General features: G+C 59.2%; 21 protein-coding genes. 13 read left to right on the forward strand and 8 right to left on the reverse strand.

What is annotated here, in order from left to right:
- Positions 1-7: 7 nt before the first annotated feature.
- From accA to AC2CGI_RS23385, 9 genes are all read left to right on the forward strand, one after another.
- Positions 8-967 carry an acetyl-CoA carboxylase carboxyl transferase subunit alpha gene (accA, locus tag AC2CGI_RS23345; protein WP_004931972.1) on the forward strand — a complete coding sequence of 320 codons (960 nt, stop codon included), beginning with the start codon at positions 8-10 and terminating at the stop codon, positions 965-967.
- Between the two features lie 111 nt (positions 968-1078).
- Positions 1079-3223 carry a lysine decarboxylase LdcC gene (locus AC2CGI_RS23350; protein ID WP_076741330.1) on the forward strand — a complete coding sequence of 715 codons (2145 nt, stop codon included), beginning with the start codon at positions 1079-1081 and terminating at the stop codon, positions 3221-3223.
- A gap of 107 nt (positions 3224-3330) precedes the next feature.
- The gene (locus tag AC2CGI_RS23355; RefSeq protein ID WP_015378887.1) at positions 3331-3720 is read left to right on the forward strand and encodes a VOC family protein; all 390 of its coding nucleotides are present in this window, start codon (positions 3331-3333) and stop codon (positions 3718-3720) included.
- An 89-nt stretch (positions 3721-3809) separates the two neighbouring features.
- Positions 3810-5366 (forward strand): lysine decarboxylation/transport transcriptional activator CadC, encoded by a 1557-nt coding sequence (cadC, locus tag AC2CGI_RS23360; protein ID WP_015378886.1) that lies wholly within the window; start codon positions 3810-3812, stop codon positions 5364-5366.
- Positions 5367-5736: 370 nt separating this feature from the next.
- The gene (gene cadB, locus AC2CGI_RS23365) at positions 5737-7080 is read left to right on the forward strand and encodes a cadaverine/lysine antiporter (protein ID WP_004931980.1); all 1344 of its coding nucleotides are present in this window, start codon (positions 5737-5739) and stop codon (positions 7078-7080) included.
- A gap of 95 nt (positions 7081-7175) precedes the next feature.
- Complete coding sequence (gene cadA, locus AC2CGI_RS23370; RefSeq protein WP_004931982.1) at positions 7176-9314, forward strand: lysine decarboxylase CadA; 2139 nt, start codon at positions 7176-7178, stop codon at positions 9312-9314.
- 68 nt (positions 9315-9382) lie between these two features.
- A complete protein-coding gene (dtpD, locus tag AC2CGI_RS23375) occupies positions 9383-10834 on the forward strand; it encodes a dipeptide permease DtpD (protein ID WP_076741331.1) in 1452 nt (483 codons plus the stop codon).
- 56 nt (positions 10835-10890) lie between these two features.
- Positions 10891-12222, forward strand: a complete 1332-nt coding sequence (gene tilS, locus AC2CGI_RS23380; protein ID WP_076741332.1) for a tRNA lysidine(34) synthetase TilS — start codon at positions 10891-10893, stop codon at positions 12220-12222.
- Positions 12222-12536: a c-type cytochrome gene (locus tag AC2CGI_RS23385; RefSeq protein WP_004931989.1), complete on the forward strand. Its 315-nt coding sequence runs from the start codon at positions 12222-12224 to the stop codon at positions 12534-12536. Before tilS ends, AC2CGI_RS23385 begins: the two co-directional genes overlap by 1 nt.
- A gap of 50 nt (positions 12537-12586) precedes the next feature.
- Here the strand turns inward: AC2CGI_RS23385 and rof are convergent, their stop codons facing one another.
- Entirely contained in the window at positions 12587-12850 is a 264-nt protein-coding gene (gene rof, locus AC2CGI_RS23390; RefSeq protein ID WP_004931991.1) for a Rho-binding antiterminator, read from the reverse strand.
- Positions 12837-13037, reverse strand: coding sequence for a YaeP family protein (locus AC2CGI_RS23395; protein WP_004931993.1), 201 nt, complete (start codon positions 13035-13037; stop codon positions 12837-12839). The genes rof and AC2CGI_RS23395 overlap by 14 nt, the downstream gene beginning before the upstream one ends.
- A 214-nt stretch (positions 13038-13251) precedes the next feature.
- Here AC2CGI_RS23395 and AC2CGI_RS23400 point away from each other — a divergent pair, with 214 nt between their 5' ends.
- From AC2CGI_RS23400 to nlpE, 3 genes are read left to right on the forward strand one after another with little or no spacing between them, the layout of a single operon-like run.
- Positions 13252-13800, forward strand: coding sequence for a YaeQ family protein (locus AC2CGI_RS23400; RefSeq protein ID WP_015378883.1), 549 nt, complete (start codon positions 13252-13254; stop codon positions 13798-13800).
- Between the two features lie 3 nt (positions 13801-13803).
- Positions 13804-14217 carry an alternative ribosome rescue aminoacyl-tRNA hydrolase ArfB gene (arfB, locus tag AC2CGI_RS23405; protein ID WP_004931997.1) on the forward strand — a complete coding sequence of 138 codons (414 nt, stop codon included), beginning with the start codon at positions 13804-13806 and terminating at the stop codon, positions 14215-14217.
- A gap of 29 nt (positions 14218-14246) precedes the next feature.
- Positions 14247-14930, forward strand: a complete 684-nt coding sequence (nlpE, locus tag AC2CGI_RS23410) for an envelope stress response activation lipoprotein NlpE (protein ID WP_004932000.1) — start codon at positions 14247-14249, stop codon at positions 14928-14930.
- A gap of 60 nt (positions 14931-14990) precedes the next feature.
- Here nlpE and proS read toward each other — a convergent pair whose 3' ends face one another.
- The 6 genes from proS to metN all read right to left on the reverse strand — a co-directional run bounded on the left by proS (position 14991) and on the right by metN (position 20585).
- A complete protein-coding gene (proS, locus tag AC2CGI_RS23415; RefSeq protein ID WP_015378882.1) occupies positions 14991-16709 on the reverse strand; it encodes a proline--tRNA ligase in 1719 nt (572 codons plus the stop codon).
- Between the two features lie 120 nt (positions 16710-16829).
- A complete protein-coding gene (gene tsaA, locus AC2CGI_RS23420; RefSeq protein WP_004932003.1) occupies positions 16830-17537 on the reverse strand; it encodes a tRNA (N6-threonylcarbamoyladenosine(37)-N6)-methyltransferase TrmO in 708 nt (235 codons plus the stop codon).
- Positions 17534-17938, reverse strand: a complete 405-nt coding sequence (rcsF, locus tag AC2CGI_RS23425) for an Rcs stress response system protein RcsF (protein WP_004932006.1) — start codon at positions 17936-17938, stop codon at positions 17534-17536. The genes tsaA and rcsF overlap by 4 nt, the downstream gene beginning before the upstream one ends.
- Positions 17939-18052: 114 nt before the next feature.
- Positions 18053-18868: a MetQ/NlpA family lipoprotein gene (locus tag AC2CGI_RS23430; RefSeq protein WP_004932008.1), complete on the reverse strand. Its 816-nt coding sequence runs from the start codon at positions 18866-18868 to the stop codon at positions 18053-18055.
- A gap of 39 nt (positions 18869-18907) precedes the next feature.
- The gene (locus tag AC2CGI_RS23435; protein WP_004932010.1) at positions 18908-19561 is read right to left on the reverse strand and encodes a methionine ABC transporter permease MetI; all 654 of its coding nucleotides are present in this window, start codon (positions 19559-19561) and stop codon (positions 18908-18910) included.
- Complete coding sequence (gene metN, locus AC2CGI_RS23440) at positions 19554-20585, reverse strand: methionine ABC transporter ATP-binding protein MetN (protein ID WP_004932012.1); 1032 nt, start codon at positions 20583-20585, stop codon at positions 19554-19556. The genes AC2CGI_RS23435 and metN overlap by 8 nt, the downstream gene beginning before the upstream one ends.
- Positions 20586-20774: 189 nt before the next feature.
- Between metN and gmhB the strand changes: the two genes are divergently transcribed.
- Positions 20775-21338: a D-glycero-beta-D-manno-heptose 1,7-bisphosphate 7-phosphatase gene (gmhB, locus tag AC2CGI_RS23445; RefSeq protein WP_015378880.1), complete on the forward strand. Its 564-nt coding sequence runs from the start codon at positions 20775-20777 to the stop codon at positions 21336-21338.
- Positions 21339-21556 lie beyond the last annotated feature (218 nt).

Consider the following 21556-nt stretch of genomic DNA (forward strand, 5'->3'; position numbering starts at 1 on the left):
GAATGCTATGAGTCTGAATTTTCTTGATTTTGAACAGCCGATTGCAGAGCTGGAAGCGAAAATTGACTCGCTGACTGCAGTCAGCCGTCAAGACGAAAAATTAGATATTAATCTGGACGAAGAGGTTCAGCGCCTGCGTGAAAAGAGCGTTGAGCTGACGCGCAAGATTTTTGCCGATCTTGGGGCCTGGCAGATTGCCCAATTGGCACGCCACCCGCGCCGTCCTTATACCCTGGATTATATCAAACACATCTTTACCGACTTCGAAGAGTTGGCGGGCGATCGCGCTTACGCTGACGACAAAGCGATCGTCGGTGGCATTGCGCGCCTGGATGGCCGCCCGGTGATGATCATCGGGCATCAGAAAGGCCGTGAAACCAAAGAGAAGATCCGCCGCAACTTCGGCATGCCGGCGCCGGAAGGCTACCGCAAGGCGCTGCGCCTGATGGAAATGGCCGCACGCTTCAAGATGCCGATCATCACCTTTATTGATACCCCGGGCGCTTATCCGGGCGTGGGCGCGGAAGAACGCGGCCAGTCGGAAGCTATCGCGCGCAACCTGCGTGAGATGTCGCGTCTGAACGTGCCGGTCATCTGCACCGTCATCGGCGAAGGCGGCTCCGGCGGCGCGCTGGCGATCGGCGTGGGCGACAAGGTGAACATGCTGCAGTACAGCACCTACTCGGTGATTTCGCCGGAAGGCTGTGCTTCCATCCTGTGGAAGAGCGCCGATAAGGCCCCGCTGGCCGCAGAAGCGATGGGCATCACCGCACCGCGTCTGAAAGAGCTGAAGCTGATCGACTCGGTGATCCCGGAGCCGCTGGGTTCCGCGCACCGCGACGTGCCGGCGATGGCCGCCGCGCTAAAAGCGCAGCTGCTGGCCGATCTGAAAGATCTGGATGGTCTGAACGACGAAGAGTTGCTCAACCGCCGTTACCAGCGTCTGATGAACTACGGCTACTGCTGAGTTCTGTGCTTCGCTGCAAGAAACCGCCTCCGGGCGGTTTTTTTTTGGCTACACACCGCCGGATTTTCGTGGTGTTATAGAGACTTGGCCGTTAACTGACAGGAGCTGCCGATGAATATCATCGCCATCATGGGCCCGACGGGCGTCTACTACAAAGATGAGCCGATTCGCGAGCTCCACGCTGCGCTGGCCGCCATGGGATTCCAGCTGGTGTACCCCAAAAACAGCGGTGATCTGCTGAAGCTGATCGAAGCCAACGCCCGCATCTGCGGGGTGATCTTCGACTGGGACGACTACAGCCTGGAGCTGTGCAGCGAGATCAACGAGCTGAACGAATACCTGCCGCTGTACGCCTTTATCAATACCCACTCCACCTTCGACGTCAGCCTGCATGAAATGCGCATGGTGCTCTATTTCTTCGAGTACGGCCTGAACGCGGCGGACGACATCGCGCAGCGCATCCAGCAGTACACCGCGGAATATATCGACACCATCACGCCGCCGCTGACCAAGGCGCTGTTCAACTATGTGCGCGAAGGCAAGTACACTTTCTGCACGCCGGGCCACATGGCCGGCACTGCGTTTCAAAAAAGCCCGGTGGGCTGCCTGTTCTATGACTTCTTCGGCGCCAATACCCTGAAGGCCGACATCTCGATTTCGGTTACCGAGCTCGGTTCGCTGCTGGATCATACCGGGCCGCACCTGGAGGCCGAAGAGTATATCGCGCGCACCTTCAACGCCGAGCAGAGCTATCTGGTCACCAACGGCACCTCCACCGCCAACAAGATCGTCGGCATGTATTCGGCGCCGGCGGGCAGCACGGTACTGATCGACCGCAACTGCCACAAATCGCTGTGCCACCTGCTGATGATGAGCGATATCGTGCCGATCTATCTGCGCCCGCTGCGCAACGCCTACGGCATCCTCGGCGGGATCCCGCAGCGCGAATTCACGCGTGAGAGCATCGCCGCCCGGGTGCAGGCGACGCCGAACGCCACCTGGCCGGTGCATGCGGTGATCACCAACTCCACCTATGACGGCCTGTTGTACAACACCGACTACATTAAGCAGACGCTGGAGGTGCCGTCGATCCACTTCGACTCCGCCTGGGTGCCTTACACCAACTTCCATCCGATTTACGACGGCAAGAGCGGCATGAGCGGCGAGCGGGTGCCCGGCAAGGTTTTCTACGAAACCCAATCCACCCACAAGCTGCTGGCCGCCTTCTCGCAGGCCTCGATGATTCATATCAAGGGTGACTACGATGAGAGCACCTTCAACGAAGCCTACATGATGCACACCACCACTTCGCCGCACTACGGCATCGTGGCGTCGATGGAGACCGCCGCCGCCATGCTGCGCGGCAACCCGGGGCGCCGTTTGATCAACCGTTCGGTGGAACGCGCGCTGCATTTTCGCCGTGAAGTGCAGCGGCTGCGCGAGGAAAGCGACAGCTGGTTCTTCGATATCTGGCAGCCGGAAGAGATCGATGAGGCGCAGTGCTGGCCGCTGGATCCGGACGATAACTGGCACGGTTTCGGCCAGACCGATCGCGATCATATGTACCTCGATCCGATCAAGGTGACGATCCTGACGCCGGGCATGAATGAGCTGAGCGCGCTGGAGGAAGAGGGGATCCCGGCGGCGCTGGTGGCGAAGTATCTCGACGAACGCGGCATCGTGGTGGAGAAGACCGGGCCGTACAACCTGCTGTTCCTGTTCAGCATCGGCATCGATAAAACCAAGGCGATGAGCCTGCTGCGCGGCCTGACCGACTTCAAGCGCGCCTACGATCTCAACCTGCGGGTGAAGAACATGCTGCCGGATCTGTACGCCGAAGATCCGGATTTCTATCGCCATATGCGCATCCAGGATCTGGCCGCCGGCATTCATCGCCTGATCCGCCAACACGATCTGCCAGGCCTGATGCAGCGGGCGTTCGACGTGCTGCCGGAAATGAAGCTGACGCCGCACCAGATGTTCCAGGAGCAGGTGCGCGGCAATGTCGAAACCTGCGAGCTGGATCAGCTGGTGGGCAAGGTGGCGGCCAATATGATCCTGCCTTATCCGCCGGGCGTGCCGTTGGTGATGCCGGGGGAAATGATCACCGAAGAGAGCCGGGCGGTGCTCGATTTCCTGCTGATGCTATGCTCGATCGGTGAGCGCTATCCCGGTTTTGAAACCGATATCCACGGCGCCAAACTGACGGAAGACGGGTGCTATCTGGTGAAGGTGCTGAAAGCCCCGCAGCCATAAGGCCATAACGCGCCCGGCGGTTTGGCAAGATAAGCCGGGCTTTTTCATTGACGGCATCGCCGCCGCCGGATACCGTGCCCCATCAGAATGAACAGGAGAGGGTTTCTATGCTGGCATTACGTCAGGTGCACCACATCGCGATCATTGGCGCGGACTACGCCGCCAGCAAGCGTTTTTACTGCGACATTCTCGGGTTTACCCTGCTGAGCGAAGTCTACCGTGAGGAGCGCGGCTCCTGGAAAGCGGATCTGGCGCTCAACGGGCAATACACCATCGAGCTGTTTTCTTTCCCCTCGCCGCCGGCTCGCGTCAGCCGCCCGGAGGCCTGCGGCCTGCGCCATCTGGCGTTCAGCGTCGACGACATCGATCAGGCTATCGCTCATCTGCAGGCGGCCGGCGTTGCCTGCGAACCGGTGCGTGTCGATCCCTACACCCAATCCCGCTTTACCTTTTTCAGCGATCCCGATGGTTTACCGTTAGAATTATACGAGAGTTAACGGCTTAATCGCCTCCCGGCGGCCACAGCCGGGGGCGGTTATGCTATGATCGCGCCCTTGCCCTACATGCCTACAGAGTTATTTCCGCCATGCAAGAGCCTGCTTTTCGCGTCGGGGAGTGGCTGGTTACTCCTGCCGACAACACCATCAGCCGCGATGGTCGCCAGAAAACGCTGGAACCGCGCCTGATCGACATGCTGTGCTATTTCGCCCGGCACCCCGACGTGGTGCTGAGCCGCGACGAGCTGATCGACAACGTCTGGAAGCGCAATATTGTCACCAACCACGTGGTGACCCAATGTATTTCAGAGCTGCGCAAGTACCTGAAAGACGGCGACAGCGATAGCCCGGAATACATTATCACCGTGCCCAAGCGCGGGTATAAGCTGGCGACGTCGGTGATCTGGTGTGAAGAGGGGGAGACACAACCCGCGATTGCACCGGCGCCGCAGATCGCGGTGATCATGCATGAGCCGGAAGACGGCAGCGATGATGAAGAGGATACGCCCTATGTGCCGCCGCGCCGGGCAAGCGTGCCGGCTGCCGCGCCCGGCGAGAAGAAGCCACATTTTTATCGCCGCTCGACGTTCTGGGTGTGGCTGGCGTTTCTGAGTGCGCTAAGCGTCTGCGTGGCGTTTGTCGGCATCGCCACGTTGTCGCAGCGCGTGCCGGTATCGACCATGCCGGTGCTGCTCAACCCGCGCGATATCGATATCCGCATTCAGGGCGGCGAGAGCTGCAGCAACTGGATGCCGCAGCTCTCTTATGTGGTGGGCGTCAGCGAGCTGATTACCGATTCGTTGAACACTTACTCGACCTTCCTGGTGCACGACCAGACCAACTACAACTATTCCGGCCCCAGCAACTCGGGCAAGTCGCTGTATATCGAGTTCGTCAATCAGCGCCACTACCGCGCCCAGCAGTGTTTCCTCTCCGTGCGGCTGGTGGATAACGCCGACAGTTCGATCATGTTGGACAAGCGTTACTTCATCACCGCCGATAACCAGCTGAAGATCCAGACCGACTTCCTCGCCAGCCTGTCCGCGGCGCTGAAGCAGCCTTGGCCGCCACAGCTGGAGCAGCGTCTGGCGCAGTTGCTGCCGGACAACGGGCCGTTGCTGCAGCGTTTCTACCAGGCGCATCAGTTGCTGATCCGCGGTGACGCCGATTCGTTGACCCGCGCCAGCGCCCAGCTGAGCGAGCTGATTAACAGCGCGCCGAACTTCCGCTATCTGCTGGCTGAAAAAGCGTTGGTGGATCTGCTGCGCAATTCTTATCAACCGTTCGACAGCCCGGCCTTGGGGCAACTGCGCGCCGATATCAGCCATCTGGCGACGATCCCCGAATTGAAGAACACGCCGATTATGCAGCAGGTTCTGGCGGTAGATGCCTTGACGCAGGGGCGCATTGACGAGGCGCACCGGGCGATCGATCTGGGGATTGAATTGCAAATGTCGTGGCTGAATTATGTGCTGCTGGGCAAGGTGTATGAAATGCAGGGGCAGAATCATTTGGCGGCCGACTCTTATATTACCGCCTTCAATCTTCGCCCCGGTGAGGATACCTTGCATTGGATCACCAATGGCGTATTCCAGACGTCATTGACCAACGTCGTGCCTTATTTAAATAACTATCAGCGCCAATAATTAACCCAATATCACGCCGCTCTTATTCTTCGGGGATCATGGCGGCGTTATTTATTGGTGAAGTCATGTTGCATGAATGTATTATTTTGCTGCGCGATATTATCTCTTTTTTGCCATTTGTTATGCGTTATTAACCTTGTCATCTTTTTGTTTTTAAATGATGTTTATCTTTTCTTTAGCCTGTCTTTTTATCTTGATGTGTTAATAAAAAACCTCAGGTTATCATTTGTATGATCATGAGCGTAATCTCACTTTATCTTTAGGACTTTATTCCCCCCGATGGTTAGCATCCTGACTATCAAGCCGGCTCATTAAAATCTTTTATTTATGGGCGTGGCTTATAAGAAACGTAAATCAGGAGAAACTGACCATGGCTTCACCCAAGAAAATAGGGCTTATTGCCTGCACCGGCGTGGTCGCCGGTAATATGATGGGGAGCGGGATTGCCTTATTGCCCGCCAACCTGGCGAGTCTCGGATCCATCGCCATTTGGGGATGGGTGATCTCGATTATCGGGGCGATGTCGCTGGCTTATGTGTATGCCCGCCTCGCCACCAAAAACCCACAGCAGGGCGGCCCTATCGCCTACGCCGGTGAAATTTCCCCGGCTTTCGGTTTCCAGACCGGCGTGCTTTATTACCATGCCAACTGGATCGGTAACCTGGCCATCGGCATTACCGCCGTTTCTTATCTCTCCACCTTCTTCCCGGCGCTGAACAACCCGGTGCCCGCCGGCATCGCCTGTATCGCCATCGTGTGGGTCTTCACCTTCGTTAACATGCTGGGCGGAACCTGGGTCAGCCGTTTGACCACCCTGGGCCTGGTGCTGGTGCTGATCCCGGTGATCGTGACCGCCACCCTCGGCTGGCACTGGTTTGACGCCGCCACCTACCAGGCTAACTGGAATACCTCCGGCACCACCGACAGCCATGCGGTCATCAAAAGTATCCTGCTGTGCCTGTGGGCGTTCATCGGCGTGGAATCCGCGGCGGTCAGCACCGGCATGGTGAAAAACCCGAAACGCACCGTACCGCTGGCGACCATGCTCGGCACCGGTCTGGCGGGCATCATCTACATCGCCGCCACCCAGGTGATCAGCGGCATGTTCCCGGCGTCTGAAATGGCCGCCAGCGGCGCGCCGTTCGCCATCAGCGCCTCGGCGATTATGGGCAACTGGGCCGCACCGATGGTTTCCGCCTTCACCGCCTTCGCCTGCCTGACCTCGCTCGGTTCGTGGATGATGCTGGTCGGCCAGGCCGGGGTGCGCGCCGCCAACGACGGCAACTTCCCGAAAGTGTACGGCGAGCTGGATAAAAACGGCATTCCGAAGAAAGGCCTGCTGCTGGCCGGTTGCAAAATGACCGCGCTGATGGTGCTGATCACCCTGATGAGCTCCGCCGGCGGCAAAGCGTCCGACCTGTTCGGCGAGCTGACCGGTATCGCGGTGCTGCTGACCATGCTGCCTTACTTCTACTCCTGCGTAGACCTGATCCGCTTTGAAGGGGTCAACGTGCGCAACCTGCTGAGCCTGATCGCTTCCGTGTGCGGCTGCGGCTTCTGCTTCATCGCGCTGATGGGCGCCAACTCTTTCGAACTGTCCGGCACCTTTATCATCAGCCTGATTATCCTGATGTTCTACGCCCGGAAAATGAATACCCGCCAGGCTGCCAGCGCAGCGGCGGTCGATGAAAACACCACGGCCAAAGCGCACTGATTCGCGTCCGCTGACCGACTGAATTTACCCAGCCCCTTTCTTTCCGACCTGTCAGCCGCGACGGGAAGGGGCTTGCTTTGCCAGGAGAAATGCATATGAACGTTATCGCCATCATGAATCACATGGGTGTCTACTTTAAAGAAGAGCCTATCCGTGAACTGCATCAGGCGCTGGAAAGTCTGGATTTCCGCATCGTTTACCCTAACGATCGCGAAGACCTGCTGAAACTGATCGAGAACAACGCCCGCTTGTGCGGGGTGATCTTCGACTGGGACAAATACAACCTGGAGCTGTGCGAAGAGATCAGCCAGCTGAACGAGTACATGCCGCTGTACGCCTTCGCCAACACCTATTCGACGCTGGACGTCAGCCTGAACGATCTGCGCATGCAGGTGCGCTTCTTCGAGTATGCGCTCGGCGCGGCAACCGACATCGCCGCCAAGATCAAACAGAATACCGACGAATATATCGACACCATCCTGCCACCGCTGACCAAGGCGCTGTTCAAATACGTGCGCGAAGGCAAATACACCTTCTGTACGCCGGGCCACATGGGCGGCACCGCGTTCCAGAAAAGCCCGGTCGGCAGCCTGTTCTACGATTTCTTCGGCCCGAACACCATGAAGTCGGATATCTCGATTTCGGTGTCTGAACTGGGATCGCTGCTGGATCACTCCGGCCCGCACAAAGAGGCGGAAGAGTATATTTCTCGCGTGTTCAACGCCGAACGCAGCTACATGGTCACCAACGGCACTTCCACTGCCAACAAGATCGTCGGCATGTATTCGGCGCCGGCGGGCAGCACGGTGCTGATTGACCGTAACTGCCACAAGTCGCTGACTCACCTGATGATGATGAGCGACATCACGCCGATCTATTTCCGCCCGACCCGCAACGCTTACGGCATCCTCGGCGGTATTCCGCAGAGCGAGTTCCAGCGCGCCACCATCGCCAAACGCGTGAAGGATACCCCGAACGCCACCTGGCCGGTGCACGCGGTGATCACCAACTCCACCTATGATGGCCTGCTGTACAACACCGACTTTATCAAGAACACCCTGGACGTGAAGTCTATCCACTTCGATTCCGCCTGGGTGCCTTACACCAATTTCCACCCGATCTATAAAGGCAAGTGTGGCATGAGCGGCGGCCGCGTGGAGGGCAAGGTGATCTATGAAACCCAGTCCACCCACAAACTGCTGGCGGCCTTCTCGCAGGCGTCGATGATCCACGTGAAGGGCGACATCAACGAAGAGACCTTCAACGAAGCCTACATGATGCACACCACCACTTCGCCGCACTACGGCATTGTGGCCTCGACCGAAACCGCTGCGGCGATGATGAAAGGCAACGCCGGCAAGCGCCTGATCCACGGTTCTATCGAACGCGCGATCAAGTTCCGTAAAGAGATCAAACGCCTGAAAGTCGAGTCCGACGGCTGGTTCTTCGACGTCTGGCAGCCGGAGCATATCGATGAGCCGGAATGCTGGCCGCTGCGCTCCGACAGCGCCTGGCACGGTTTCAAGAACATCGACAATGAACACATGTATCTGGATCCAATCAAGGTCACCATTCTGACGCCGGGGATGAGCAAGGAAGGCGAGATGCAGCCGTTCGGCATCCCGGCCAGCATCGTGGCGAAATACCTCGACGAGCGCGGCATCATCGTCGAGAAAACCGGACCGTACAACCTGCTGTTCCTGTTCAGCATCGGCATCGATAAAACCAAGGCGCTCAGCCTGCTGCGCGCGATGACCGACTTCAAACGTTCGTTCGACCTGAACCTGCGGGTGAAAAACATGCTGCCTTCGCTGTATCAGGAAGCGCCTGATTTCTATGAAAACATGCGCATTCAGGATCTGGCGCAGAACATTCACCGCCTGGTGGAGCAACACAACCTGCCGGACCTGATGTACCGCGCATTCGAAGTGCTACCAACCATGGTGATGAACCCGTATCAGGCGTTCCAGAAAGAGCTGCACGGCGAAGTGGAAGAGGTCTATCTGGAAGAGATGGTCGGTAAGGTCAACGCCAACATGATCCTCCCATACCCGCCGGGCGTGCCGCTGGTGATGCCGGGCGAGATGCTGACCGAAGAGAGCCGGCCGGTGCTGGAGTTCCTGCAGATGCTGTGCGAAATCGGCGCGCATTATCCGGGCTTTGAAACCGACATTCACGGCGCCTACCGTCAGGCGGACGGACGTTATCGGGTGAAAGTGCTGAAGGCGAAATAACCGCAGCCAAAAACAGGGGAGGCGCTCGCGCTTCCCCTTTGTCGTTCACCGACTGATGGGAGACCACCATGAAAACACCCTCACAGCCGCGCGCAATCTACTATGTCGTAGCGATACAAATTTGGGAATATTTCAGCTTTTACGGCATGCGTGCGTTACTGATCCTCTATCTGACCCACCAACTCGGCTATACCGACAGCCACGCCATCGATCTCTACAGCGCTTACGCTTCGTTAGTTTACGTCACTCCTATTTTGGGCGGCTGGCTCGCCGACCGCCTGCTGGGCAACCGCGTCGCGGTGATCGCCGGCGCGGCGCTGATGACCCTGGGGCATATCGTGCTCGGCCTGAGCGCGGTCTCCGCCCAGTCGCTCTATCTGGCGCTGGCGATCATCATCTGCGGTTACGGCCTGTTCAAATCCAATATCAGCTGCCTGCTGGGCGAGCTTTACCCGGCGCAGGACTCGCGCCGCGAAGGGGGCTTCTCGCTGCTGTACGCCGCCGGCAACGTCGGTTCCATTTTGGCACCGATCGCCTGTGGGTTGGCGGCCGAGCGCTATGGCTGGCACGTCGGCTTTGCGTTGGCCGGGATCGGCATGTTCGCCGGCCTGGTGATTTTTCTGCTGGGCGGACGCCATTTCCGCCACACCCGCGGCGTGAATGCCCCGCTGATGCGCGCCAGAAGCCTGGGCCTGCCGCACTGGGGATGGCTGCTGGCGGCGTTGCTGGCGTCGCCGTTGTTCTTCACGCTGCTGTTTGAACGCGACTGGGCCGGCTATTTGCTCGGGTTGGTGTGCGTGGCGGCGGTGGCGCTGGTGGCGCGCATTATGCTGCGTGCGGACGCCGGCCAGCGGCGGGGGCTGTGGCAGATCATCGTACTGATGCTGCTGGGCACGCTGTTCTGGGCTTTTGCCCAGCAGGGCGGCAGCTCCATCAGCCTGTTTATCGATCACTTCGTCGACCGGCGCTGGTTCGGCTGGACGGTGCCGACCGCGCTGTTCCAGTCGGTTAACGCCTGCGCGGTGATGCTGGGCGGCGTGGCGCTGGCCTGGCTGGCGAGCGGCGGTGGCGCGGGCGACCGGACGCTGCGCATCTGGTGCAAGTTCGCCTTCGGTCTGCTGTTGATCGGCGTCGGCTTTATGCTGATGGCGCTCAATACGCGGCTGCACGGGCCGGGTTCGATGGGGCTGATGATCGCCGGCCTGGCGGTGATGGGCTTCGCCGAACTGTTTATCGATCCGGTGGCGATGGCGCAGATCACCCGGCTGAATATCCCCGGCGCCACCGGCGTGTTGACCGGTATCTATATGCTGGCGACCGGTTCGATCGCCAACTATCTGGCGGGCATCATCGCCAATCAGACCGCCGAGGATCACATCGAAGGGGCGGCGATGCAGGCGTATGGCCGCATTTTCGCCCAGATCGGCTGGGGGGCGGCCGGGTGCACGCTGGCGGTGATCGCGGTGCTGGGCGGCTGGTGGCTGCTGACGCGACGCCAGGCCCGGACGGTTAATGCTTGATTGATGGCGGTAGGCGGGGTTAACGTGCAGCTATGTAGAAGTGACAAAGCCTACCGATGGATACTGATCAATTAACGACGCAGGTAGCGGACCAGCTGGGCGCGCAGCAGCGGCTGATGGTGGCGTTCAGCGGCGGCCTGGATTCCAGCGTGCTGCTGCATCTGCTGGCGACGTTGCGCCGCCAACGTCCGGCGCTGCAGCTGCGTGCGCTGCACGTGCATCATGGCCTGAGCGCCTTTGCCGACCGTTGGGTGGAGCATTGCCGCAGCCGATGTGCCGAGTGGCGGATCCCGCTGACGGTGACGCACGTGCAGGTGGATGCCCGCCAGGGCGGCATCGAAGCGGCGGCGCGTGCGGCGCGCTATGCCGCTTTCAGCGCAGCATTGGTTGAGGGAGAAGCGCTGCTTACCGCCCAACACCTTGACGATCAAAGCGAAACCTTCCTGTTGGCGCTCAAGCGCGGCAGCGGGCCGGCGGGGCTATCGGCGATGGCGGCGTGCGCCACGCTGGGCGAGCACTTGCTGTTGCGGCCGTTGCTGGGCTGCTCGCGTCAAACGCTGGAAAGCTACGCGCAGCGCCACGCCTTAAGCTGGATAGATGACGACAGCAATCAGGACACGCGCTTCGATCGCAATTTCCTGCGTTTGCAGGTTTTGCCGCAGCTCAACCAGCGCTGGCCGCACTTCGCTTCGGCGGTGGCGCGCAGCGCCAGCCTGTGCGCCGAGCAGGAGCAGCTGCTGGACGAACTGCTGGCGGAACCGCTGCAAAGCCTGTTGGCGGCGGATCGCTCATTGGCGATCGACGGCCTGACCGACTGTTCGCCGGTACGGCGTTTCGCCTTGTTGCGGCGCTGGATCGCGTTGTTTAACGTCACTATGCCGGCGCGTGAGCAGCTACAGCGCCTGTGGGAGGAGGTGGCACTCAGCCGGGAAGACGCCGAACCGCAGCTGCAGCTCGGCGCCTATCAGATCCGCCGTTTCCGTGGCCGACTGCACCTGCTGCCGCCGCTGGCGGCGCTGCGCGGTGTGCATCTGCCCTGGCGGCCTGACCAGCCGCTGACGTTGCCGGACGGGCTGGGGCTGTTGGTTGCCGGTGAGGGCGATCTGGCGCTGCGCGCGCCGCTGCTATCGCAGCAGATTAGCATTCGTTTCGGCGGCGTGCAGGGCGCGGTGCGCATCGTGGGGCGCGCCCATTCGCGGCCGATAAAAAAACTGTGGCAGGAGCTGGGTATTCCTCCCTGGCAGCGTGAACGCATCCCGTTGATTTATTATGATGAGCAGCTGATCGCCGCGCTGGGCGTATTCGTCTGTGAGGCGGGGCAGGTGCCGGAAGGCGAACGCCCGTGGCGGCTGCGCTGGGAAAAAAATCATAATCGCGAGGAGCACTGATGAAGTTAGTGGGGATCACGCTGTTGGCCGCCGGCCTGTTCAGCCTGCCGGCGTTGGCGGCGGGGGATGCGGCCGCCGGTCAGGCCAAAGCCGCCGCTTGTGCGGCGTGCCACGGCGCGCAGGGCAAGGTGACGGTGCCGATGTACCCGAATCTGGCCGGGCAGAACGCCATGTACCTGCAGCACGCGTTGCAGGCGTATAAGAAAGGGGAGCGCAACGGCGGCCAGGCCGAGGTGATGAAGGCCTATGTGTCGGGGCTGTCGGATGACGATATCGCCGATCTGGCGGCTTATTACGCCAGCCTGAAGCCCTAAATGACGAGGGCAGCCGTTGGGCTGCCCTGTTGGGATGGGGTTACCGCTGCTCAGTCCGACAGACTGACGACCACGGTACCGATTTCCGGATGACTGAAACTGCTGATATGGTCCAGCCGCAGGTCGCGCTGCTGGCCGTTCTGTTCGATGGTCAGATACTCAACGCGTTTCTTTTGCAGCAGGTCGATCGCCTTGGCCTCGATCACTTCTCCGTCGCGTAACTCCAGCTTCAGAATAAGTTTATGCTGACAGGCGAGTTCCAGGTTGTCGTAGTCATCGCAATTGATGGGTTGGTACTCATCATTCATCAACATAGTCGCTCACCAATAAGTTAGCGGCGGCAAAGGCCGCCTGTTCCCTAACGGAGGACGGTAGCGCGTCGTTCGCTGCGACATCGTCCAATGCCTTTAACGCACAAGCCAGCGCATCAGGCACGTAGCCAAGATCTCCACTGCCAATCTCGGCGTAAGTACGGCGTACTAACTCACAGTATTGTTGCACAGTTTCCTCCCTTAAGAACCTCTGCATCATCAAGACCGCTCTCGCGATGAGGCGCAGGCTCTCGGAGTTTTATCCTATCCTAGACGACTATAGCACAGCTGTTATGGAGTTATCAGCACCCCGACACGCCTTTCGTTCTGCGCCGAGCCGGGCTGCGCTGGCGGCGTTCACCCCTGATCAAGTACACTGTCGCCGAATAACAACGAGGTCACCCATGGCGCTGAAAGCAACCATTTATAAAGCCGCGGTCAATATCGCTGATATGGATCGTCACTTCTATCACGACGCCACGCTGACGCTGGCGCAACACCCGTCCGAAAATGAACAGCGCATGATGCTGCGCCTGTTGGCCTGGATCTGCCATGCCGACGAGCGGCTGGTGTTCACCAAAGGGCTGAGCGCCGACGATGAGCCGGAGATCTGGCAGCGCAACGACCATAACGGGCTGGAAATGTGGATCGAGATGGGGTTGCCTGACGAGAAGCGCATTCGCAAGGCCTGCAACCAGTCGCCGCGCGTGGTGTTGTACGCTTACGGCGAGCGCGCCGCGCACGTTTGGTGGCAGGCGATGCAGGGCAAAGTGGCCGGTTACAAGAACCTGAGCGTACGCTTCCTCGACGACGAGCAGCTGGCGCGGCTGACGGCGCTGGCCAGCCGCACCATGACGCTGCAGGCGACGCTGCAGGAAGGAACTATTTGGCTGTCCGATGCTCAGAATAGTCTGGAAATCCAGTTTGCCGAGTGGCAGCGGGCGCAGGTGTGACCGGTGCTGGAACTGTCAAGAAACGTCGCCATACCGGATAATGAGCTGGAATTGACGGCGATCCGCGCGCAGGGCGCGGGCGGCCAGCACGTGAACAAAACCTCAACGGCGATCCATTTGCGCTTTGACATCCGGGCATCCAGCCTGCCAGAGTATTATAAGGAAAGGCTGCTGGCGCTGAATCATCATTTAATTACCGCCGATGGCGTGGTGATTATCAAGGCGCAAGAGTATCGCAGTCAGGAATTGAATCGCGAAGCGGCGTTGGCCAGGCTGGTCGCGTTGATTCAGCAGGCGATGGTGGTGGAAAAAACGCGCAAGGCGACCAAGCCGACGAAAGGAGCGAAACTGCGTCGCCTGGAAGGCAAGACGCGTAAAGGCGCCACCAAGGCGCTGCGCGGCAAGGTTCGCACTTAGGAATACATGAACACAGTAGGAGAATAACTGTGAAGAAAATTACGATAGCCCTGTTCTTGGCGGCAGGCGCACTCTCGTTGTTGGGATGCAACAATCATTATCAACCGAAGGAACAACCGCTGCAGGCGATGCCGCAGAGTTATCAAGGGGTGTTGCCTTGCGCCGATTGCGGCGGTCTGGATACGGCGCTGTTCCTGGATGAAGACGGCACCTTCGTGCTGCAGGAAACCTATCGCGGCAGCAAAGACGGCGATCAGACCTTTGCCGACTACGGCAAATGGGCGCGCACCGCGGATAAGCTGGTGCTGACCGACAGCACCGGCGAGAAACGCTACTTCCGTCCGGTGGGCAAGAGCCTGGAGATGCTGGATCGCAGCGGCGCGCCGATCGAGTCCAAGCTGAATTACCGTCTGGAGCCGGTCGAAAAGCCGTTGCCTAAAACCCCGATGGTGATGAAAGGCAGCTACAGCTATATGGCCGACGCGGCGGTGTTCAAAGATTGCGCCACCGGCATCACTTTCCCGGTGGATAACAACATCGCGCTGGAGCAAGGTTACGCCAAGGCCAATAAGACTGCCGGCGAGCCGGTGTTCCTGACCTTCAACGCGCACTTCAGCGTGCAGCCGTCGATGGAAGAGGGGCAGATTGAAAAAGCGGTGGTGCCGGACGGCAAGATCGCGTTCGACCGCAGTAAAAGCTGCAGCAGCAAGTAACGCGTTTCGGATATAAAAAAACCCGCCTAGGCGGGTTTTTTATTCTCTGGCGATCGGCGCTTAGCGTTTGATCTGGCCCAGCAGGAAATCAACGATTTCGCCGGTTTTGATCATTTTCTTCTCGCCGACGCGGCGGTTCTTGTACTCGATCTCTTCGTTATCGAGGTTACGATCGCCGATAACGATAGAGTGCGGCACGCCGATCAGTTCCATATCCGCGAACATCACGCCCGGACGCTCTTTGCGGTCATCGAGGATCACATCGATGCCGTGGGAGCGCAGGGTGTTGTACAGCTCTTCCGCCAGCGCCTGCACGCGGAATGACTTGTGCATGTTCATCGGCAGGATCGCCACCTGGAACGGCGCGATGGCGTCCGGCCAGATGATGCCGCGTTCGTCGTGGTTCTGCTCAATGGCGGCGGCCACGACGCGCGTGACACCGATGCCGTAGCAACCCATGGTCAGCACCTGGTTGCGGCCGTCTTCACCCTGCACGGTCGCTTTCATCGCTTCCGAGTACTTGGTGCCGAGCTGGAAGATATGGCCCACTTCGATGCCGCGTTTGATCAGCAGCGTCCCCTGACCGTCCGGGCTGGCGTCGCCTTCCACCACATTACGGATATCGGCCACCTGCGGCAGCGGCAGATCGCGCTCCCAGTTGATGCCGAAGTAGTGTTTGCCGTCAACGTTGGCGCCGGCGCCGAAATCGCTCATCGCCGCTACGCTGCGATCGGCTACCACCGGCATCGGCAGCTTGACTGGGCCAAGCGAGCCTGGGCCGGCGCCGACGATGGCGCGGATCTCTTCTTCGGTGGCGAAGGTCAGCGGCGCGGCAACCTGCGCCAGCTTCTCTGCCTTGATTTCGTTCAGTTCGTGATCGCCGCGCACCAGCAGGGCGACCAGTTTATGGCCGCTCTCTTCGGTGGCGCGCACCATCAGCGTCTTCACGGTTTTTTCCACCGGCAGCTGGAATTGCTCGACCAGCTCGGCGATGGTTTTGGCGTTCGGCGTATCCACCAGGCGCAGCTCTTCGCTGGCTGCAGCGCGCGGCTCTGCCGGCGCGACAGCTTCCGCCAGCTCGATGTTGGCGGCGAAATCGGAACCGGTGGAGAACACGATATCGTCTTCACCGCTCTGTGCCAGCACCTGGAATTCGTGCGAGGCGCTGCCGCCGATCGAGCCGGTATCCGCCTGCACCGGGCGGAAATCCAGGCCCATGCGGCTGAAGATTTTGCTGTACGCTTCGTACATCGCGTCGTAAGTCTCCTGCAGAGACTCCTGTGAGGTGTGGAAGGAGTAGGCATCCTTCATCAGGAACTCACGGGAACGCATCACGCCGAAACGCGGGCGCACTTCATCACGGAACTTGGTCTGGATCTGGAAGAAGTTCAGCGGCAGCTGCTTGTACGAGCTGATCTCGTTGCGGATCAGATCGGTGATCACTTCTTCATGCGTCGGGCCCAGTACGAACGGACGATCGCCGCGGTCGACGAAGCGCAGCAGCTCGGGGCCGTATTGCTCCCAACGGCCGCTTTCCTGCCACAGATCGGCAGGCTGAACCACCGGCATGGAAACTTCGATCGCGTTAGCATTGTTCATTTCTTCGCGAACGATGTTTTCAACCTTTTTCAGAACGCGCAGGCCGGTCGGCAGCCAGGTGTAAAGACCGGAGGCCAGCTTGCGGATCATCCCGGCGCGCAGCATCAGCTGGTGGCTGATCACTTCGGCGTCGGCAGGTGTCTCCTTCAAAGTGGAGAGCAGATATTGGCTAGTACGCATGGTGTTTTGGTTCCGTTAGAACTGCAAATTGCATCGGGCTGCCAGAGTGGCGGCCAAAAGTGACAAAAGTGGTTTAGTTTACCAGCGCGAGCGGGTCGCCAAAAGAGAGGCGGCGGAATTTTAACGCGGGTCGAGCGCCAACACTTCGGTGTGGCCGTCCACGACGCGCCAGCGCACGTTGAAATCCAACAGCCAGACGGCGTAATCCCGTTCGATGTCCTCTCCTTTACGATAGGCGGGACGGGGGTCTTGCGCCAGCACCTGGCTGATAAAACGCCTTAATTGCGGGTAGCGCGCCTGATGTTGCTGCAGCTGCTGCTCGGCCTGCGGTGCGAAACGCACGGGCATATCGCCGGCGGGCGCGGCCTGAGCAAAGCCGGCGCGGGCCTGCGGCTGGCTCTCGGCGAACGGCAGATAAGGCTTGATGTCCACCACCGGGGTGCCGTCGACCAGGTCGAGGCTGCCCAGTTCCAGCGCCACTTCACCGTTTTTCACCCGCACGCCCTTCAGCTCAATGAGCGACATGCCGAGCGGGTTGGGGCGGAAGGTGGAGCGGGTGGCGAACACGCCCATGCGGGCATTGCCGCCTAAACGCGGTGGACGCACCGTCGGGCGCCAGCCGCCCTCCATGGTTTGATGGAAAATGAACATCACCCACAGATGGCTGAAATCGCTGAGGCCGCGCACCGCTTCCGCCTGGTTGTAAGGCGGCAGCAGCAGCAGTTCGCCGCCGCCGTCTTCGACCAGCCCCGGCTGGCGGGGCACGGCGAATTTCTCTTTATAGGGCGAGCGGATCACGCCGATCTGCTCGAAAACGAATTCGGTCATTTGGACGAGACGTTAAGCGCCGAGCCCTGACAAACGGCCTGTTGATAGCAACCGGCGACGCCGCTGACAATCTGGCAGTCGTGCAGCAGCACGGCGTTGGCCTTCATGTAAGACGCACGGATTTGCATGCGTTTACGGGCGGTGGCCAGATTCGGTGGAGAGTCTTGCACGGTGGTTTGGCACGATTCGCCGGACACTTCACCCAGATCGCGGAACGGCTTGCCCACGAGCTCTTCTGCACTTTTGTACAGTTTTACCGGAGCGGGGCGGGCGGCCGGCGTGGTCTTGGCCGGAGCGGTGGTGGTCGGCTTGCTGGTGCTGCTTGTTGAGGACGGCGCGATACGCTGCGATGAACATCCGGCCAGCGCGAGCGCTAACAAACAGAGAGGTAAAACACGCATTGAGATTCCTCTGCCTTAATGAAAGTGGCGCTATTGAAGCAAGCTATGGCGGAAATAACAAGACGGGCCTTGGCCCGTCTTGCAATTATAGGAATAAAATGGGTGAATAAGCGCTTACCAGCCTTTCACCGCTCCGCCGTTGAAGATTTTGTTGGCGGCCGCGTCAACTTCGTCAGACTGATAGGCCTGAACGAATTTCTTCACGTTTTCCGCATCTTTGTTATCTTCGCGCGCAACCAGCAGGTTGACGTAAGGCGAGTCTTTATCTTCCACGAACAGACCGTCTTTCGCCGGTGTCAGGCCGATCTGGCTGGCGTAGGTGGTGTTGATCACCGCCAGCGCGATCTGCTGATCGTCCAGAGAACGCGGCAGCTGAGGCGCTTCCAGCTCAACCAACTTCAGGTTTTTCGGATTCTCGGTCACGTCCAGCACGGTCGGCAGCAGGCCAACGCCGTCTTTCAGCTTGATCAGACCGACTTTCTGCAGCAGCAGCAGCGAACGGCCCAGGTTGGTCGGATCGTTAGGCAGCGCGATCTGCGAACCTTCTTTCAGCTCGTCCAGTGATTTGATTTTCTTGGAGTAACCGGCGATCGGGTAAACGAAGGTGTTGCCGACCGGCACCAGCTTGTAACCGCGGTCTTTGATCTGCTGATCCAGATAAGGCTTGTGCTGGAAGGCGTTCAGATCGATATCGCCTTTGCTCAGCGCTTCGTTAGGCAGCACGTAGTCGTTGAAGGTGACCAGTTCAACGTCCAGACCGTATTTCTCTTTCGCCACTTTCTGCGCCACTTCAGCCACTTGCTGCTCAGCGCCGACGATCACGCCGACCTTGATGTGGTTCGGATTCTTTTCATCCTGGCCACAGCCCGCCAGAGCCAGCGTGCCGATCAGTGCGCCAATTGCCGCGATGGATTTAAATTTTAACGACATATCCCTTCCTCATTAGACTCGCATTAATATGCGGTGAAATTATTTATGGGTAACGGCTTTGACGATGCGATCGCCGCAGAATTGGATCAGATAAACCAAAACTACCAGTAATACTAATACGGTATTCATCACTGTGGCGTTATAACCGATATAACCGTATTGGTAACCGATTTGGCCCAGGCCGCCGGCGCCGACCGCGCCGCCCATGGCGGAGTAACCCACCAGGGTGATCAGGGTGATGGTTGCGGCGTTGACCAAGCCCGGCAGGGCTTCCGGCAGCAACACTTTCTTGATGATCTGCATCGGCGTGGCGCCCATGGCGCGCGCGGCTTCCACCAGGCCGGACGGGATTTCCAGCAGGGCGTTTTCCACCATGCGCGCGATGAACGGTGCGGCGCCCACGGTCAACGGCACGATGGCCGCCTGCAGGCCGATCGAGGTGCCGACGATCATGCGGGTAAACGGAATCATCCAAACCAGCAGGATAATGAACGGAATGGAACGGAAGATGTTCACCAGCCCGGACAGGATCTTATACAGCGAATTGTTGGCGATGATCTGCCCCGGGCGGGTGACATACAGCAGCACGCCTACCGGCAGGCCGAGCACGAAACCGAAGAAGCCGGAGACAAAGGTCATCATGACGGTTTCCCACACGCCACGCGCCATCAACCACATCATTGCCTCAGACATAACCCAGAACCTCTACTTTTACCTGATTTTCTTGCAGGAACTTAATCGTCGCCAGCGCGTCTTCGTCGCTGCCGTGCAGCTCCGCCAGCATCACGCCGAATTTCACGCCGCCGGCATAATCCATCTGGGCGCTGATAATGTTGTTGTTCACGTTGAAGCGGCGAGCGGCTTCAGACAGCAGCGGCGCATCGACCGACTGACCGGTGAACTCCAGGCGCAGCAGCGGCTGGCGGTCGCCCTGACGCTCCGGCGACAGGCGCGCGGCGTAGTCGTCCGGGATATCCAGATGCAGCGTGGACTGAATGAACTGCTGGGCCAGCGGGGTTTTCGGGTGTGAGAACACTTCGCTGACGCTGTCTTTTTCGATCAGCTGCCCCTGGCTGATGACCGCGACCTGGTCGCAGATGCGTTTCACCACGTCCATTTCGTGGGTGATCAGCAGAATGGTCAGGCCCAGACGGCGGTTGATGTCTTTCAGCAGCTCCAGGATGGAACGGGTGGTGGCCGGATCCAACGCGCTGGTGGCTTCGTCGCACAGCAGCACTTTGGGATTGCTGGCCAGCGCACGGGCGATCGCCACGCGCTGTTTCTGGCCGCCGGACAGATTGGCCGGATAGGCGTCGTGTTTGTCCGCCAGGCCGACCAGCTCCAGCAGTTCGGTCACGCGCTTTTTGATCTCGGCGCGCGGCGTATTGTCCAGCTCCAGCGGCAGCGCCACGTTGCCGAACACCGTGCGGGAAGAGAGCAGGTTGAAGTGCTGGAAGATCATGCCGATTTGGCGACGGGCGCGCGTCAGTTCGCTTTCCGACAGAGACGTCAGATCCTGGCCATCGACCAGCACCTGGCCGGAGGTAGGGCGCTCAAGCATGTTGGCGCAGCGGATCAGCGTGCTTTTGCCGGCGCCGGAAGAGCCGATAACGCCATAGATTTGCCCGGCAGGGACGTGAAGGGTCACGTCAGAGAGCGCGGTAATGGTGCGCGAACCCTGCTGGAACACTTTAGTGATGTTAGAAAGTTTAATCATATTCTTCTTATTTTAGCGTGGTTGCCCGTGGCTAGATAAAAGTAAACCTCGGCGTGGAACCAAGGTATGACTCAGATGTTAAGGCGTCTAGACGTCTAAGTCAACGACCAGCGACGTTCTCCGGCGTTCTCAGTGCGGGGTAAAACATGCGATACTTGTCAGCGTATTCAGCCCCTCAGGAGCAAAGCGGTGACACAAAGCGTTCCAGCAATTTTTCTCGATCGTGACGGTACGATTAACGTTGACCATGGTTATGTCCATGAAATCGACAATTTCCACTTTATTGACGGCGTGATTGACGCCTGTCGCGAACTCAAAAAGATGGGGTTCGCGCTGGTGATGGTGACCAACCAGTCGGGCATTGCGCGCGGCAAGTTCAGCGAAGACCAGTTTATGTACCTGACCGAGTGGATGGACTGGTCGCTGGCCGATCGCGACGTCGACTTCGACGGCATCTATTTCTGCCCGCATCATCCGGAGGCGGTAGTGGAAGAGTATCGTCAGGTCTGTGACTGCCGTAAACCGCAGCCGGGCATGCTGCTGCAAGCGCAGCAGGAATTGAACATCGATATGGCCGCTTCTTATATGGTGGGCGATAAACCGGAAGATATGCAGGCGGCGATCGCGGCCGGCGTCGGCACCAAGGTGCTGGTGCGTACCGGCAAGCCGGTGACGGAGCAGGGTGAAAAGCTGGCCGATTGGGTGCTAAATAGCCTGGCGGACCTGCCGGCAGCCATCAAAAAGCGGGTTTAATAGGCGTTACGCATGAATAGTGAGCGGTCAGATAAAAAATGCATATTATCGCTTGTCATTCTGAACCGGCTCCCTATAATGCGCCTCCATCGACACGGCGCAAGTGATTCACTTCACACGGCGGCCGGGAAGAAAGAGAAAAAATCCTGAAAATTAGGGTTGACTCTGAAAGAGGAAAGCGTAATATACGCCACCTCGAGTTAGCAAGCGAAAGCGCC

The sequence above is a fragment of the Serratia sp. LSHTC3 genome (genome assembly GCF_057197125.1).

Bases quoted from the DNA above. Each gene is read 5' to 3' on its own strand.
- AC2CGI_RS23430 (WP_004932008.1), bottom strand. From the start codon at position 18,868: ATGTCGTTAAAATTTAAATCCATCGCGGCAATTGGCGCACTGATCGGC.
- cadC (WP_015378886.1), top strand. From the start codon at position 3,810: ATGCAAGAGCCTGCTTTTCGCGTCGGGGAGTGGCTGGTTACTCCTGCC.
- cadA (WP_004931982.1), top strand. From the start codon at position 7,176: ATGAACGTTATCGCCATCATGAATCACATGGGTGTCTACTTTAAAGAA.
- AC2CGI_RS23385 (WP_004931989.1), top strand. From the start codon at position 12,222: ATGAAGTTAGTGGGGATCACGCTGTTGGCCGCCGGCCTGTTCAGCCTG.
- AC2CGI_RS23350 (WP_076741330.1), top strand. From the start codon at position 1,079: ATGAATATCATCGCCATCATGGGCCCGACGGGCGTCTACTACAAAGAT.
- cadB (WP_004931980.1), top strand. From the start codon at position 5,737: ATGGCTTCACCCAAGAAAATAGGGCTTATTGCCTGCACCGGCGTGGTC.
- rcsF (WP_004932006.1), bottom strand. From the start codon at position 17,938: ATGCGTGTTTTACCTCTCTGTTTGTTAGCGCTCGCGCTGGCCGGATGT.
- rof (WP_004931991.1), bottom strand. From the start codon at position 12,850: ATGTTGATGAATGATGAGTACCAACCCATCAATTGCGATGACTACGAC.
- metN (WP_004932012.1), bottom strand. From the start codon at position 20,585: ATGATTAAACTTTCTAACATCACTAAAGTGTTCCAGCAGGGTTCGCGC.
- tsaA (WP_004932003.1), bottom strand. From the start codon at position 17,537: ATGACCGAATTCGTTTTCGAGCAGATCGGCGTGATCCGCTCGCCCTAT.
- dtpD (WP_076741331.1), top strand. From the start codon at position 9,383: ATGAAAACACCCTCACAGCCGCGCGCAATCTACTATGTCGTAGCGATA.
- AC2CGI_RS23400 (WP_015378883.1), top strand. From the start codon at position 13,252: ATGGCGCTGAAAGCAACCATTTATAAAGCCGCGGTCAATATCGCTGAT.
- AC2CGI_RS23355 (WP_015378887.1), top strand. From the start codon at position 3,331: ATGCTGGCATTACGTCAGGTGCACCACATCGCGATCATTGGCGCGGAC.
- accA (WP_004931972.1), top strand. From the start codon at position 8: ATGAGTCTGAATTTTCTTGATTTTGAACAGCCGATTGCAGAGCTGGAA.
- tilS (WP_076741332.1), top strand. From the start codon at position 10,891: ATGGATACTGATCAATTAACGACGCAGGTAGCGGACCAGCTGGGCGCG.
- proS (WP_015378882.1), bottom strand. From the start codon at position 16,709: ATGCGTACTAGCCAATATCTGCTCTCCACTTTGAAGGAGACACCTGCC.
- AC2CGI_RS23435 (WP_004932010.1), bottom strand. From the start codon at position 19,561: ATGTCTGAGGCAATGATGTGGTTGATGGCGCGTGGCGTGTGGGAAACC.